At 42.9% G+C, this 17,249-nt stretch carries 6 protein-coding genes; 3 read left to right on the top strand and 3 right to left on the bottom strand.

Going from position 1 to position 17,249, the window contains the following annotated elements:
- Positions 1–64: 64 nt before the first annotated feature.
- The 3 genes from BLP33_RS21280 to BLP33_RS21270 all read right to left on the bottom strand — a co-directional run bounded on the left by BLP33_RS21280 (position 65) and on the right by BLP33_RS21270 (position 7,825).
- Positions 65–1,939: a RagB/SusD family nutrient uptake outer membrane protein gene (locus BLP33_RS21280; RefSeq protein ID WP_090532935.1), complete on the bottom strand. Its 1,875-nt coding sequence runs from the start codon at positions 1,937–1,939 to the stop codon at positions 65–67.
- Positions 1,940–1,955: 16 nt separating this feature from the next.
- On the bottom strand, positions 1,956–5,123 hold the full coding sequence (locus tag BLP33_RS21275; protein WP_090532933.1) for a SusC/RagA family TonB-linked outer membrane protein: 3,168 nt from the start codon (positions 5,121–5,123) through the stop codon (positions 1,956–1,958).
- An 809-nt stretch (positions 5,124–5,932) separates the two neighbouring features.
- Positions 5,933–7,825, bottom strand: coding sequence for a 7TM diverse intracellular signaling domain-containing protein (locus tag BLP33_RS21270; RefSeq protein ID WP_229701587.1), 1,893 nt, complete (start codon positions 7,823–7,825; stop codon positions 5,933–5,935).
- A 229-nt stretch (positions 7,826–8,054) separates the two neighbouring features.
- On the opposite strand from BLP33_RS21270, the gene BLP33_RS21265 reads away from it, so the two are divergent.
- From BLP33_RS21265 to BLP33_RS21255, 3 genes are all read left to right on the top strand, one after another.
- Complete coding sequence (locus BLP33_RS21265) at positions 8,055–12,215, top strand: hybrid sensor histidine kinase/response regulator transcription factor (RefSeq protein WP_090532931.1); 4,161 nt, start codon at positions 8,055–8,057, stop codon at positions 12,213–12,215.
- 375 nt (positions 12,216–12,590) lie between these two features.
- Positions 12,591–15,605, top strand: coding sequence for a SusC/RagA family TonB-linked outer membrane protein (locus tag BLP33_RS21260; RefSeq protein WP_090532929.1), 3,015 nt, complete (start codon positions 12,591–12,593; stop codon positions 15,603–15,605).
- Between the two features lie 17 nt (positions 15,606–15,622).
- Positions 15,623–17,245 (top strand): RagB/SusD family nutrient uptake outer membrane protein, encoded by a 1,623-nt coding sequence (locus BLP33_RS21255; protein ID WP_090532928.1) that lies wholly within the window; start codon positions 15,623–15,625, stop codon positions 17,243–17,245.
- Positions 17,246–17,249: the final 4 nt, after the last annotated feature.

The raw sequence follows: 17,249 nt of genomic DNA, 5'->3' as shown, positions 1-17,249 counted from the left end.
AAACAAAAAACCGGACACTAATCAATTGACTAATGCCCGGCTCAAATGTTACAAATCAACTAAATTATGGTACTACTTTATCAAGAGGCGGGATATTGGTTTCTGAACCTGCGTATCCTTTGCTCTGGTTAATATGACCATTTACATTCAGGTCGATCTCACTTTGCGGGACAGGCCATAAAACATGGTATGGCGAAATAGTATAGTGATTACCCGAATTGGTTACAACATTAGGGTTTTTATAGAAGTCGTTCTTCTCCATGATCCTGTCGTAAAAGAAGTTGCTTGTTGAAAAATTAGCTACGTTGTAGCTTTTTCCATTATAAGCGGCAATTCCTGTTTGCGCAAAGATGAAAGCGATACGGGTAAGCTCAGTTTTACGTGGCTCCTCCCAATACAGTTCTCTCTGGCGTTCGTCAAGTATAGTGCCGATATTAACTTTGCCTGGATCTGTTAACAACTGTGCATTTGCACGTGCCCTTACTTTGTTGATATCATCCATAGCAAGTGCGGTTTGGCCTTTCCATACGTAGGCTTCGGCACGTAACAGATAGGTTTCGGCTAAGCGGAAAACATACCAGTCGGTGTTGGTACCACGCGGCGGGCTCCACCATTTATCAAGCGCGATAGGGCCCGAGCCAATAAACACTTTGTAATGCGGCCAGCCAAACCAGGCACGGATGGTATCTTTTGCACCATTCAGGAAGCGTTGCTTAACGTTAGCATCGGTATATTGCTCAAGATGCTTGCCATACCATGCCGGATCGGAGGTTTTAATGGCCGGGCTATTGTAAACCAGATCAGTCATGTTCATCCAGTTTCCGGGAGCGTGCCTTAAGTCGGTATTATCTGTCCAGATGTATTTGGTAGCATAAGGCGTACCGCGTAAACGACCAATACCACGGCCATACCATAAAGTAAGCGGGAATTCTTCGGTTACTTTATCTGAAATGCCCGGTTTCAGCGCTCCGGGGGTAAGTATAGTACCGTTATGCCACATCGGCACACAGTTCCTCATCACCTGCGATCCGTTTGGCGTAGCGCCGTCAAGTGTTTCGCGGTCAAGTACTACATATAAAGCCTCGGCATTTGTTCCCAAAGCCTTGTTTTCGGGTCGGTGAAGGTCCCAGATGATGTTTTTTGAAGCATCGCCCGCAACTATACCAAAACGATTGGTCATGAGGTGATACGGGCCGTTGATGGCAACGTTGGCAGCCGCAATGGCATCATCAAATAAACCAAGTGCCAAATCAACTTTAGCTAAAAGGTGAGCAGCACCGCCTTTGGAGATCTCGCCTTTAGCGTTCGCATCGGTAAGATTAGCTACGGCGAACTCCAGGTCTGTTTTCATTTGCTTTAGGATAACGATACGCTGCGTACTGAAGTAGCCGGTGTTTACCGCAGTTTCTTCTTTTAGCAGCAATGGCACATCGCCAAACTCATGTACTAAGCGATAGTAACGGTAAGCCCGGTGAAATAAAGCTGTCGCTTTTACCAGGTTTTTATCGGCGTCTGACGGCCATTTAATGTTATCCAGCCTCGATAAAATAACGTTACAGTCATGGATGCCCTGGTACCATGCGCTCCAGTAGCGACCTATCTTGTTATAGTCGTCACTGTTTAGGTTGGCGGTAGGGGTGATACGCGCGTTCAGATCCTGTGCAGGTGTGGTTTTATCGGTAGTACCCTCAACCGCGGCATCGGTAAATATCGATTCGGTAAGCAACGGGGCCGAGTCGCCAAAGTATTCAAATCTGACGCTTACATTTAATGTAGCCAAAGCTGCTTTAAATGCAGCAGGTGAGGTATAAGTTACGTCGGGTGTAAATTTTGAAGGTGCCTGCGGATACAGATCGGCCCGCTTGGTACAACCCCCGGTTATAAATATGGTTGCCGCTGTTAAAGCCGCAGCCATGATGTTTTTGTTTATCTTGTTCATGTATTAAATCCCTCCTTTAAAAAACTACGTTAAACCCGGCTGATAAATATCTTGGAGTAGGACCGCCGTTTTGCGGATCCCAAAGCGGCCAGCTTGAAAACACAGCTGCATTGCTTGCATTCACAAATAATTTGGCGCTTGATATGCCCAGGCGTTTGATAAGCTGCGGACTGAAAGTATAGCCGATAGAAGCGGTTTGCAGCCTTACAAACGAAGCTTTACGCCAAACATTAATGGTTGTGCCTGATGAACCTGAGTTTAAGCGGGCGTAATCGTCAATCTCGTTATCAGGTGTCCAGTAAGGCAATACGTATGAGTTCATACGCGCAAAGCCTACGCTGCCCGGGTTGTTTAAAGCCTGGTTGTATTGCCTTAACTGACCAATGCTTGATACCAGCAGGAACGATACATCAAAATGTTTAAGGAAATTGAAATCATTGCGTAAAGACCAGCTAAAGCGTGGATTGGTTGAACCCAGAAATTGCTTATCATCATTGGTGAATTTAAAATCGCCGTTTACATCCTGCAGTTTAAAATCACCGGGTTTAGCGCCGTATCTAGCTGCTTCAGTAGCATCTGCGGTTTTCCAAACACCCAGGATCCTGTAATCCCAAACAGCGTTGATATCGTGACCAATGAACCAGCCGTTGCCGATATCATCTTTTTCAACATTGGTGGTAACGCCGTTGGCATCAGTAACCGGGAATGCACCGTACAGGTGAACAATTTTGTTGCGGTTTAAGAAAAACGTTCCACTGGCATTCCAGTTAAAGTTTTCGCTTTTAATGATCTTGCCATCCAATGAAATTTCAAACCCCTTGTTGTTAACCTGGCCGATGTTGGTGTATGGGTTGGAGTTGTTAGCCCCACCAACTAAATCGCCCGATGAGTTGTAGCCCTGAACATCAAGAATACTTCGTTTAACCAGCAGGTCGGTAGTTTTACGGTCATAAACATCTATCGAACCGCTAAGCCTGTTGTGTAATATGGTGAAATCCAAACCGATGTTAGGACCTACAGTACGTTCCCATTTTAACTGGGCATTTTGTAGCGTGCTTACATAAATGCCGCTGTTGTTGGTTACAGTACCTGAATTGTTTGCTGTTGGATATTTGATACCACCCAATACAGCTAATGAGATAGATGGATCGGCAGTGGTTGTAGAGGTACGGTTACCATTTGCACCGTAGCTGAAACGTAATTTACCATAGTCAAGCCATTTAAAAGCGTCACCTTTCATGAAGCTTTCATCACTGAATACCCAGGCAATTGCTCCAGAAGGGTATACCTCGCGTGGATGCTGCAAGCCAAATGCAGAGAAACCGTCGCGGCGTACAGTGGCGGTAACAATGTACCTGCCCAACAAGGTGTAGTTGATCCTGCCCATGATGGCATCGGCATTATAAATTCGGTCATCGCTGCTTTCAACAGGTAAATTACCGGCGCCTATGTTGTGGTAACCCAAAATATCGGTTGGGGTTAACTGTGTGTTTGAAGCATTGGTATACCAGGTTTGGTATTTTTCTTTGTTAAGCAGGAAGGTTGCATCAAAGCTATGTATGCCAAATGTTTTGTTCCAGCTTAAAATATTATCGAGGTTGTACCTGTAGCGGTTTTCCTGTGTACGGATGGCAGTACCACCCGAAAGTTCATTAGGGTTAGCTACCGGGCGGAAAAAGAAGTTTCGGTACGATTCGATGGTTGGTGCATAATTCACCGTATACTTAATACCGAAAGGAAGATCCAAACGGGCAAAAAGTACCGAGAACAGCGTGTTTTGAACCGCTACGTTTTGATTATAGCGGTTCCCGAGAAATGGGTTACGCTGATTTAAACCGCTGTCATCGGTATCGATACGGCGTAATGAGCCATCGGCATTGTACACATCTCCATAAGGAGATGAGTTAATGATCTGCGTCCAGTCGGCTTCGGTACCATCAATGCCCTGACCGCTTAGCGGGGTACTGGCAGCGCCTTCATCACGGCTTGCAAACTGTGCATTTACGCCCAGGGTTAAAAACTTAGCTGCCTTACCTTCCAGGTTTACGCGGAAACGGCCGTCGGTATACTGTCCGCCCTGGATCAGGTTCTGGTTTTTAGTGTAGTTGCCCGATACATAATATTTAACGGTTTCTGAACTTCCCGAAAAGCTGCCTGTATAATCCTGACGGAAGCCATTGCGGAAAATCAGTTTTGACCAGTCGGTCATTTTACCAGCCTGGTAGTTGGCAATCTCGTTAGGGAATAAGCCCAAACGCTGCAGCCAGATGGTGGTAGGATCGCCTGTAGCACCGTTTAGGAACTGGTCAAGCGTTACACCCTCAGGCAGTTTGTTGGGGTTGCTGTAATAATAATAAGGATTTGAAGTATTAGAACTACGGGCTCCGTCGGCACGCCAGTTAAGGAAGCCATCGCCTGTATAGTATTTTTGATTTTGCAATAGTTGAGCAATACCGAAATTGGCATTCAGAGTGATTTGAGTACCACCCTTTTTACCTTTTTTGGTAGTAATGGCTACAACACCACCGGCAGATTGTGCACCGTATACGGCAAGTGCGCTTGGATCTCGTAACACATCGACACGGTCGATATCGTTAGGGTTGATATCAGCCAGCTGACCCGGATAAATAACCCCATCCAATACGATAACAGGTTGTACGTTGCCCGAAAGGGAGGCTTTACCCCTGATCTGCAAATCGCCGGTACCGCCGCCTTTGGCCGAGGTATTCAAGGCAACCGATATACCCGGGATATTGCCCCTGATAATATCCGTAGCACTGGCCGGGTGTTCATTTTCTAATTTCTCGGCCTTAACACTGCTGATGGCACCGGTAACATCTTTAACGGCACGTGTGCCGTAACCTATTACTACAACTTCTTCCAGCTGTTTGTTGGCATCGGCCAGTGTTACATCAATTGTTGTGCGTCCATTAACCGGCTGCTCTTGTGTGGCCGAACCCACAAAGCTGAAAACAAGTGTAGCGTTGCCGTTGGCTGTGATAGAATAGCTGCCTTTTAAATCCGTAACGGTTACCGCACCTGTTGACTTGTTTTTTACAGTGGCGCCAGGTATTGGCAGACCCTGGTTGTCTTTAACAATACCTTTCACGGTAATGTCCTGTGCGAACGTGCGTGTTAGTATTGTAATAAGTAAAACAAAAATTAGCGTAATTTTTTTCTTCATAATTAATTGCTGTTTAATTGGTTAAGCAGCCCGTGGCTGCCGGAATGGGCTATAGGCAAACCTGGTTTACACCATAGCGATGCAGGTAATAACTGCTGTGCAATCTTTACTTCATATAAGCGATTTGTTGGTTAAGCGTATTACTAATTGGTATTGGTGGGGGTAAATTTAACGTGGAATAAACCAATAATGCAATAGGTGAATTGTTTGTAAGTTGTTGATTTTAAGATATTTAAATCAATTTTGATACGTTTTGATAACGAGGAACTCAAACGTTGAAGTGGCGTATTTACAGCAGGTTACACCCGGTTTGTTTTTGCAGCTGATACGCTTTGTGAACAAGAAAAAAAAGTGAAAATAATTTGAAAAATGATAATTTGAGTGGGGACAGGCAGTGGTTAAAACCTGCTTTATTATGATAAAAATGAAGTTTTCGCGCAGTGAGGACCTTCCGTGAGTCTGGGTTAACGCACAAAACTAATGGCAAACGGCTATTGTCGATTGATTGATCAGCGTGGGTTGAACCCCTTTGGGGTTCGTGCAGGCGGGGTGGATATTATTTCAGGAATATTATTTCTACAAACCTTTTCCCCCTCTGGGGGACTTTTATAATTTGATAAATAAACGTTAATTGAGATGTACTGAAGTACAGGTGAGAGGTGTAAAAGGTTTGTAGGCCCTGCCTCAGGGGGACAAAACAAGACATATTGCTGATTGAACGACAAGTAATTTTCCGGATTAACTTAAATCTACAAGAGGCGCTGGTAGAATGTAAAAGAGAACATGAATCGCTCAGTCCAACAAAGCCATCACATCACCAACACCGTCCATCCCTGCTGATCATTCTTTTTCCTTGATTTTTTCTTTTCCTGCAATACTTTCTTTATACGGATGGCGTAAGTCCAGCAGGTGCTTTGGCGGATATCGAGCTTTTCGGAAAGCTGGTGCGATGATATCGTGCCGTTAGTACTGTAAATAAGATAGGTGAGATAAAAAGCCTTATTGATAGGAATGCGGCTGTTTTGAAATATGGTATTATGCAGGGCCGATTCTTCATAACTGCATTTGGTACACCGGCGGCTGTGTGGCAGCCTGCCGGCACAATACGTTGTATTCGAGCAGCGGGTACAGATAAAGCCATCTTTCCATTTTAAAGCCGACAGGAATTTAAAACAGGTTTCCTGGTCGGGATACTTTGCGCTGAATTCTTCATAGCCCAACTCTGTGGATAACGCTCGTGATTCGGTAACCTTTTCAATGTTTGTTTTGAGCTGAACATTATCTTTTTCAAGTAAAATATTCATTCTTAATATTTCACCGGCCTGCTTTTCCAACTGCTCGTTGGCCCGTAACAATTCTTTGTTTTGGTTTTCGATGATCTGGCTTTGTTGCCTCACCTCGTTTGATTTTTCAACCAGTTCGTGTGTGCGGATTTCAACCTGGCGCTCCAATTCCTCATTTATTGAATCCTTCAACTGGCTGTTCAATTGCATTTGCCGTATGGTTTCTTCATGGGCTGCATCCTTCTCTTTCCGCAGGATCCTTACCTGGTCGCCAATAGCAAATGATAACAGTATCATCTCAATAATAAAACAAAAACTAAGGCTATAGTAGCTTATAGGTGCGGGTAAAAAGTAAGCGTAACCAAGGGCGGTAAACGCTTTAACTATAAAGCCCACAAACAAAATTGAGTAGGCCAGCACAAAAAAGCGGGCCGGCTTGTAGCCGTTTTTATAGATATACACACCGGTAGCAAAAGCCAGCGATAGCGGGATCACTTCAACAAACTTATATACAAACAGCGAATTGTTGAAGATAAGGCAATACAGAAAATAGGTGGTGCGCAGCAATATCACACAATTGATTAGCCTGTTAAACTGCGGAGCTTTTATTTTAACCTGCAATAGCTCCTTGCTGAATATCAGGGCGCAAATACTGGTAAAATATAGGGCAGTGCCGTTCCCGTAATTATTTAAAGCTGGCGCTCCCGGCCATAAATATTGGAACGCGATGCCATCGGCACTCATTTCGTAAAGGCCTACGCTTAAAATGTAAAATACGTAGTACAGGTATTGTTTCTTTTTAACCGCAAGGAACATAAGCAGGTTATGGAAACAAAAAATAAGGATCATGCCATAAAACAAGCCATAGGTTAAGTATTCATTAAGCGCATAATGAATAAAGTAATTAATAGTACGATAAACTATGATAACGTTCACCGCATTGTGCGATTTGATCCTGAAATAATAGGTATGATAACCAGGGTTGGTATCCCCGATCAGAAACTCAAAGTTTTTATGATGGAAAAGCCTGCTATTGAAATTAAGGTTAGCGCCCGATTCACTTTTGATATAGTTACCTGCCGCATCAGGCATATAAGCCGTTACCTCATCGGTTGTTTGATCAAACAGCTCAATAATGCTGTTGTTGTTTACAGGTTCGCTGAAGTACATCCGCACGCGAAACCAGTAAGCAGAGTTTTTATGGTGATTGCTGGGGTAGTATGAGCTGTTTTCGGTAAAAGAGGAGCTCATTTCCTGTATATCCCGGAAAGTTAGTTTCCCGGTGCTATCCTGCAGGTATTTTACCTCGTTAAGGGTAAACTTATGTTGCTGAATACCTTTATCAACCCGGAGTATATTTTGAGCACGGGAAGTAAGTGCCCACAGACATACATAAAAAATAAATAAGTACTTAGTCAATGCAGGTAAATGTTTAATCAAATGTTTTCAATAAGTAGTATGGCCTGCAATAATTTAAAATGCATAATTACTGCATTCTCCCATTTTTTGGGATGACGGTCATACACAATAATGTTTATTAAGAACAGGTTTACAATCTCCCAAATATAATTAATTGTTAATTATTTGTCGTTGCTGGTTGCTCTATTTTCTTTATATTTTCTGATACACTTTTGATGTATTGTAATTTATGATGTACCAAAACAGGATAAAATTTGCGAATGAAAGCCTGCTACATTTTGATACCTTTGAAAACAACCAGTTATTGATTATACGGCGAATGTTTCAGCGATTAAAGGCCTTTTTGCTCATTTTTTTTATATGCTATTCTTTAGCAGCCATAGCAAAAGGCCCTGGTTTCCCAGTTAGGTATTTAGGTATTGAAGATGGTCTTTCAAACAATGCGGTAACCTGTATTACACAGGATAAATATGGCTTTATGTGGATGGGAACTTATGACGGGCTCAACAGGTATGACGGTTACACATTTAAAGTCTTCCGGAACATCTGGGGAGATAAAAACTCGCTCGTCAATAATCACATTAAATCCATTAACGCCAGCGGCGGACGAATATATGTAGGAACCGAAAAAGGACTCATGTATTTTGATTATGCCGACTCGCGCTTTCATGCGCTTTATTGTTATAATGAAAAGCATGAGCCAATTAAAATTGGGTTTAATATCAATGAGATAGTCTCCGATCGGTCGGGTAATATTTTCGCTACCAATGGTACATACGGCTTCCTAAAATTTGGGAAAACAGATACCATTGGCAAAGAGATCCTGTATGATGTCAAAAAACAACAGTTTAATACCATTGCTGCCCAGATGGATACACAGGGCACTATCTGGATTCTGGTAAACGGGGTTGGGCTTGGCAGATACGATGCACCGGCTGAAAAGATAAAAATTGTATCACCAGAACTGGCATATGCAGGTTGTATCACCATTGATGGAAAAGGTAAAATTATTGCAGGCGCAGGTAATGAATTATGGATGTATGATCCTGTCACCTTGAAAACTACCAGGCTGGAGAACGGGCTTAACAAAGTGACCAATAACAATATTTTTAGCCTCACCACAACAAGAAACGGCGATATCTGGATTGCAACCAATGGGGGAGGTATAAAAGTTTGGAATCCCGAGGCGAACACGCTCACCTATATCAATGCTGGCGAAACACCTAATAGCTTACGCAGTGATGCTGTTGATGCTGTTTATGAGGATGATGAATCCCGGATCTGGATAGCAACCTTACGGGGTGGTGTAAACATTATTGACCATAAGCTGGTCTCATTTCATGTATTCGCGCATGATGCTTTTAATAAAAATAGCGTTATCAATAATTTTATCCTGTCGTTTTGCGAAGATAGACAGCATAATGTATGGATAGGCACTGACGGCGGCGGGTTAAATTACTGGAACACTAAAACAAATACGTTTACTGCCTATGTACACCAAAATATTCCGGGATCTATCAGCAGTAATTTTGTTGTAAGTATTTTAAACGACTATACCAATAAGATTTGGGTGGCAACCTTTAATGGTGGCATTGATGCGTTTGATAATGCAACCGGCCGGTTTAAACATTATAGCTGTTATAACCCGGTGGATAAAAAAGAAGAACGGAATTTTTGGAAGCTTTATGAAGATTCGCAGCACCGTTTGTGGGCAGGCAGTACCTGGGGAGGGGCATTGTTTTTGTACAACCGGGCCAAAGATCAGTTTGAACTTTTTGATAACAGCCTGGTAAACCTCCACGCGCTTTTTGAAGATCATAGAGGTAATTTGTGGGCGGGAAATTATAGTCGCCTCATCAAAATTGATGTTCAGCATAAAAAACACCAGGTTTATTTTATCGGCCAGGCCATCAGGGCTATTACCGAAGATAATAAACGCAATTTATGGATTGGTACCGAAGGCGGAGGGCTGCTTCAATATAATACCAACACCCATCAGTATAAAAGATACACCGAATCGGCAGGGTTACCGAGCAATACTGTACTGAATATATTGGTTGATAACAGCGGCAATTTATGGTGCAGTACTTATAATGGCCTTTCCTGTTTTAATGTAATCACAAAAAAGATCACCAATTACAATGCATCTGATGGTTTGCAAAGCAACCAGTTTAATTACAACGCGGCCTTAAAGCTGGCATCGGGCAAAATGTTGTTCGGCGGCATCAAAGGGTTTAATTTGTTTTCGCCCGATAGTATCGCTCCTTATGCACACCAGCCCCGGCTCATGCTTTCTGATTTTAAAATAAACAACGTTTCAATTGAGCTCGATAGTGTATATGGCCCAAAACTGCCGTTAAATGAATTAAAAAATATAACCATCCCGTTTAGCCAGGCAACGCTGAACATCAGTTATACAGCGCTTGAATATTCATTTCCCGAAAAGATCTCCTATGCATATTACCTTGAAGGCTGGGACCATGGCTGGAACTATGTAGGCAAGCTAAAGTCGGCCTACTTTTCGCGTCTCAATGAAGGCTCCTATACACTGAAAATCAGGGCTACCAATACGGAAGGACAGTGGACAGCGCCACCCATTACCATTAAAATTATTGTTTTGCCACCTTGGTATCGTACCTGGTGGGCCTATATAGTTTACCTGTCATTAATAGTTGCTATAGGCTACGCGTTTTACAGGTACAGATTAAACCAGGCCAGGCTCAGGTTTAAGGTAAAGCTGGCCAACCTGCAGGTGGAGAAAGAAAAGGAGCTCAACGAAAAGAAACTGACTTTCTTTACCAATGTATCGCATGAGTTCAGAACGCCGTTAACGCTTATTATTAACCCTATAAAGGACCTTCTTAATCAAAGTAAAGGAAATGCAGAAGAGCTGAGCACAATTTACCGCAATGCGCGCCGACTGCTTGGTTTGGTTGATCATTTGCTGCTTTTCAGGAAAACCGAAAGCGAAAATGCTTCGCTGAAAGTAAGCAGGTTAAATTTTGTGACTTTATGTAACGAGGTTTATTCGTGCTTTATTCAGCAAGCCAAAATTAAACATCTTCGTTATACCCTCGAGGGTGGCTCAGATGCCATTGAGGTGTACTGCGACCTGGAAAAGATAGAAATAGCTTTGTTTAACCTCATCTCAAACGCTATAAAATTTACTCCCGACCGTGGTACTATCCATGTTGTAATTGAACAGGACGATACTTATGTATATTTTAAAGTAATCGATAATGGCATAGGCATAAATACCGAGGCCGGCGACAGGCTGTTTGATAAATTTTACCAGGCAAAGGATAAAAACTATTTCCGTAAGGGTTTTGGCATAGGTTTATACCTGGTTAAGGTTTTTATTGAAAGCCATAAAGGTAATATTAGCTACTCCAACAACCCTGATGGGGGGACAACCTTTGTCCTGGCGCTGCCAAAGGGTAAAGCACATTTTTCGGGAGAGGTTATTGTCGATGATGTTGTGCCGGATTACACGTATGTAAATGAGCTTATTAGCGAAGATAACAAAGATATTGTGCCGGAAGACGAGGATTTGGCGAGATTGGAGCTCTTCAGTTCGGCCAGGCATACGCTTACGGTGATTGATGATAACGACCAGATCCGTTCATACATCAAAAAGATTTTTACGCCGGGCTATAACGTAATCGAGGCGCAGGACGGTACCACAGGCCTTGAACTTATTAAAAAGCATATCCCCGATGTAATTATAAGCGATATCGTGATGGATGGTATCAGCGGGCTTGAACTGTGCCGGATTGTTAAAGAAGACCAGGCCATAAGCCATATCCCTGTTATCCTTTTAACCGGCGATACAACGCCGGATATAATGCTTAAGAGTATAGAGGAAGGGGCCATTGATTTTTTGCGCAAGCCTTTTGATAAAGAATTACTCATAGCGCGCGTAAAAAGTGTGCTACGCAATAAAACCGAGCTTCAGAATTACTTTTATAAGGAGGTTACCAAGAAAAGCACCGGTCGCAGTATCTCACAGGAAAATAAGGACTTTCTGAATAATTGTATTTCGGTAATTGAGCATTATTTTACCGACGATAAGTTTGATGTATATGTGCTGGCCAAAGAGATTGGTATCAGCTATGCAACCTTATTTAAACGTCTTAAAAACATCACGGGGCAATCGGTCAATAACTTTATCCGGTTTGTGCGCCTGCGCAAAGCTGCCGAATTACTCATTCAAACCAATTGTAATGTTAATGAAGCTGCATTCCAGGTTGGCTTTAGCGATGTGAAATACTTTCGCGAACAATTCTTCAAACAATACGGGATCAATCCGTCTGATTTTATCAAAAAACACCGCGCAAATTTTCAAATTTCGTATCGTATGAACGAGTTTGAAAAAAACTCTTCCAAATAAGACCCTGCCTTACCGGGATAGTACGTTGTCGCCGGAAAAGCTTTCCGGAAAAATAAAAGTGAATTTGACACTTATTTTATTGCTTATTCTACAAAAACTATCAAAAAGAGGGTTTTTTATATATTTTGACCCCGGTAATTTATAGTTTTACCCCTCTCTCGCAAAGCCAAATTCCGCTTATTTCGTTTTAACCGACAGGCAATAATCAGTACCAATATTTTATTGCCGGCAATTCATAAACTAAAAATTAATGCAATGAAAATTTCAAAAATGCGCAACCGGGCAGCTAATGCCGTGGTGTTAAATCGGCCCGGATAGGCTCAGTTACCACACAAAATTCCAAATTAAATGAACCCTTATAAACCAAATTAAATTATGAAATATAGATTTACTCTCTTAAAAAGTTTTTCCGTATTGCTTTTAATGATGATGCTCACAGGCATTGCTCAACTGGCAAACGCGCAAACAAAAATTAATGTAAAAGGTGTTGTAAAAGATGCTACCGGCAATGTGTTGCCCGGTGCAACTGTAAACATCCAGGGCACAACCCAATCAACCACAACCGATGTTCATGGCGCTTTTAAAATAGAGGTTGCCGAAGGCTCAACACTGAAAATCTCTTTTGTGAGCATGGTAGCCAAATTCGTTGCGGTTACAAAAAATACCACCACATTAAATATCGTACTTGAAGATAGTAACAAGCAGCTTAATGAGGTTGTAGTGGTTGGTTACGGTACGCAAAAACGATCGGACGTTACCGGTTCGGTTACAACGGTACCCAAGTCCCGCTTATCACAATTGCCGGTAACTAACGTATTGCAGGCCGTAGAAGGTGCCGTTGCCGGGGTAACTGTAACCACCACATCATCAATTCCTGGTCGCCAGCCTTCAGTTACGGTGAGGGGTCAAAATTCCATATCGGCAGCTTCGGGGCCTTTTGTGGTAGTTGATGGTATCCCGCTTACAAAAAGTGGGGGATCACTTAATGATATTAACCCCAACGATATTGCGTCAATGGAAATCCTTAAAGATGCTTCCGCAGTTGCTATTTATGGTGCTAACGGCTCGCAAGGCGTTATCCTGATCACTACAAAACGTGGTACTACTGGTAAACCTGTAATTCGTTACAACGGATATGCCGGTTATGAAAATCTTGGGCATATCCTTGAACCACGCGATCCGGCCTCATTTACCCAGAAGTTCCTTGATTATGAATCTCAAAACCACTTAACTCAACAATTCCCGGAGCCGGTGTATAATAACTCAGAAAGGGCTAACTATGCAGCGGGCCGTACTATTGATTGGGTAAAAGAAACTACCCAGCAAGGCTTTATGCAAGATCATAACCTGAGTGTAACAGGCGGTACCCCCGATGTTAAATACTTTTTATCAGGCGATTATCTGAAACAAAAAGGTGTGATAAAAGGCTATCAGTATAACCGTGCAAGCGTACGTTCAAACTTGGATGTAAACGTAACCAGCTACCTGAGCGTGGGCGCAAATTTGTATTTCGCTAATAATAACTATGATGGCGGCAGGGCAAACTTACTGAACGCTACAGCCATGAGTCCCTATGGCAACGTATATAACGCCGATGGCACTTATACTATTTACCCGATGGCGCCTGAGCAATTATATGTTAATCCATTGCTTGGCTTAACTACAAATCAGATAAACCGCAGTGTAAACATTAGCGGTAATGGCTATGCTGAAGTGAAATTTGGAGGTGTGCTCAAAGGCTTAAAATACCGCTTAAATGCCGGGTATACTTACCTGCCTACCCGTGTAGACGGCTATAGCGGCCGTTTAGCTAATACACCTTTAGGTTCGGCAACCGCGGTAAGTTCCGAAACAAATAGCTACACGCTGGATAACCTGTTGCATTATACCCGCGATTTTGGTAAGCACCGGATCGATTTCACCGGCTTATACAGTGCTCAACAACGTAAATATTTCATTTCGGGAATAGCCGGTACTGGTTATATAAACGACGAACTGTCATTTAACCAGATTGGTATTGGTGCAACAGTATCAGGTGCAAGTGTAAATGGCTTTTCAGGGAGTTATTCAGATAGGTATGCGCTTAATTCGCAAATGGCCAGGTTGAATTATTCATATGACAGCAGGTACCTGGTAACCCTGACCGTAAGGCGTGACGGTTCATCAGTATTTGGTGCCAATACTTCCAAATATGGCTGGTTCCCGGTTGCAGCTCTTGGTTGGAATGTAAGTAACGAAGATTTTCTCAAAAACTCCAAACTGATCAATAACTTAAAACTTAGGGCATCATACGGTAAAACCGGTAACGAGGCGGTAAGTGTTTACAGAACCATTACATCGGATGGTACGGTAAGGTTTCCTTTTAATGGGGTAAGTACCGTAGGTATACAGGCAAACAATCTTGGTAACGGAAACCTGCACTGGGAAAGCACTAACCAGGCTAATATCGCGGCCGACTTTTCTGTGTTGAATAGCAGAATCAGTGGTACCGTGGAATATTATGATTCAAGAACAACCGGACTATTGTTAAACCGCGCCTTACCAACCATTACCGGTTACAACCAGGTTGTTGATAACATAGGTAAGGTAGCAAATAAAGGTATTGAGGTAACATTAAATACCCGCAATATTGATGGCAAAGATTTTAGATGGGAAAGTACTATTGTGTTTGCAGCAAATAAAAATAAAATTGTTGCCCTTTATGGCGATGGGAAAGATGACATAGGTAACAAATGGTTTATAGGCAAGCCTATCAATGTGATATATGATTACAAAATGACGGGTGTTTGGCAAACAGGCGAAGATCCTTCCAAGCAGGATCCCGTTGCTAAGCCGGGGGATTTGAAATTTGCCGATATTAACGGTGATGGTAAAATTACTGCCGATGGGGACAGGGTAATATTAGGACAGCAGGACCCTAAATGGACCGGCGGTTTAACCAACACATTTCATTATAAGAATTTTAACCTGAGCATCTTTGTACAAACGGCACAGGGTATGTTAAAAAATAACGCCGATTTAAATTACGCCGATGAATCGGGCAGAAGAAATACGCCTGCCGCGGTTGGTTACTGGACACCAACCAATAACAGTAACGAGTTTCAGTCATTAACTTATACCAACACGCGTGGTTATGGTTATCCGCGTAATGCCAGCTATACACGTATTAAAGATGTGACTTTTAGTTACGTAGTTCCTCAAAGGTTGCTTGATAAAGCAGGCATAAGCGGTTTAACCTTTTATTTAAGCGGTAGAAACCTGAAAACGTTTACAAACTGGATAGGATGGGACCCTGAGGCCAATTACTCAACCCGCGGATCGGGCGATTGGGTAAATAATTATCCACAAACCCGTACAATCATTTTAGGTGCTAATATTTCTTTAAAATAACTAACCCGTAAAAAGACATGAAAAACTATTCAGCAATATTACTCTTTGCAGGTGTGTTAACAGCATTCGCATCTTGCAAAAAATCATATCTCGACGAAAAACCATACTCGTCATATACTCCCCTTACTGTTACCGATTCATTGGGTATGGAGGCATCGGCAATAGGTTTATACAACCTTGAAACCGGTATCCTAACCTATTCAGGTGCGCAGGGCTGGCCAAGTGTTTGGCAGGTAGGTACAGATGTGGCGAACGCTACAGCCCAGCAGCAGGGGATAGAGGTGCCTTATTATAATTATAGTGCGCTGGCACCACAGGATGACGCCGCCAAATATATCTGGGGCAAATATTATGCGATGATCAATAACGCTAATATTATAATTGACAATGCTGAAAATCCATCAAATACAAAATTAGGATCTATAGGAAAAAAACAAGTGGAAGCAGAGGCCAAGTTTTTCAGAGCCTATGCCTACAATAACCTGGTTACCTTATTTGGTAAAGTGCCGCTTACTGATCACGCTTTAACTGTTCCGAAGATAAACTTTACCCGTGCGTCTCTTGATGATTTAAACGCGCTTATTACCAGTGACCTTAACTATGCAGTTACTAACCTGGCCGACCTTAATGCCGGTACCGCGAAAACAAACGCTCAGGGTAAGCCGGTTGGCAGGGCTAACAAATACATGGCAATGCAGTTGTTAGCCGAAGCTTATCTGCGTATGGGTAAAAACGACCTTGCTGAGCAGCAAGCTCAGGCCATTATCAATAGTGGCAAATTTAGCCTGATCAAAGCCCGTTATGGCGTAAGGGCAGGTGGCGCCGGCGATTACTATTCAGATATGTTTGTATATGGCAATCAACGCCGTGCACAAGGCAACGCCGAAGCTATCTGGGTGCTTGAACAGGAAAATTCATCAGTTGTTGTAGGTGGAAATGTGGATAATGCTCAGCAACGCAGGGTGTGGGGCGCGGCATACTATCAGATTCCGGGAATGTTGCCTTGCGATTCCTTAGGTGGTCGTAGTATCGGGAGATTAAGATTAAGTAACTGGGTGCTTTATGGGCTGTATCCACAAGGGGACATTCGTAATTCACAATATAGTATTAAAAGACAATACTATTACAATGATCCTAAGTACCCTGCGTTATTAGGAAAACCTGTACCATTTGCTGGCGCGGATACCTTATTCAGGATTTGCCCGAGTACAACTAAATGGGGCGCGTTTGATCCTAACGATACTTTTGGCTACGCCATGATCAAGGATTTTATCATGATGCGTTTAGGTGAAACTTACCTGCTACTCGCCGAAGCACAGTTTAAACAAGGCAAAACTGCCGATGCGGCCACTTCTATTAACGTGTTAAGGACGCGGGCTAATGCACCACAGGTAACGGCCGCGCAAATGACACTTGATTTTATACTTGATGAACGTGCCAGGGAATTGATCGGCGAGGAAAACCGCCGCCAAACCTTGATGCGTACAGGTACACTGGTTGACCGTGCCACGCGGCTTAATAGTAACGATGCCGTTCACCCAACAACCGGGCTCGCAGCTAAGAATCTGCTGCTACCTATCCCTCTGTCTGAAATTCAATTGAATAAAGATGCGGTGCTGGAGCAAAATCCGGGTTATTAAATTA

This window comes from Mucilaginibacter sp. NFR10, assembly GCF_900100445.1.
Lineage (GTDB): Bacteria > Bacteroidota > Bacteroidia > Sphingobacteriales > Sphingobacteriaceae > Mucilaginibacter > Mucilaginibacter rubeus.
Note: the sequence above shows the minus strand (reverse complement) of the source record. Positions and strands in the feature narration are given on the sequence as shown.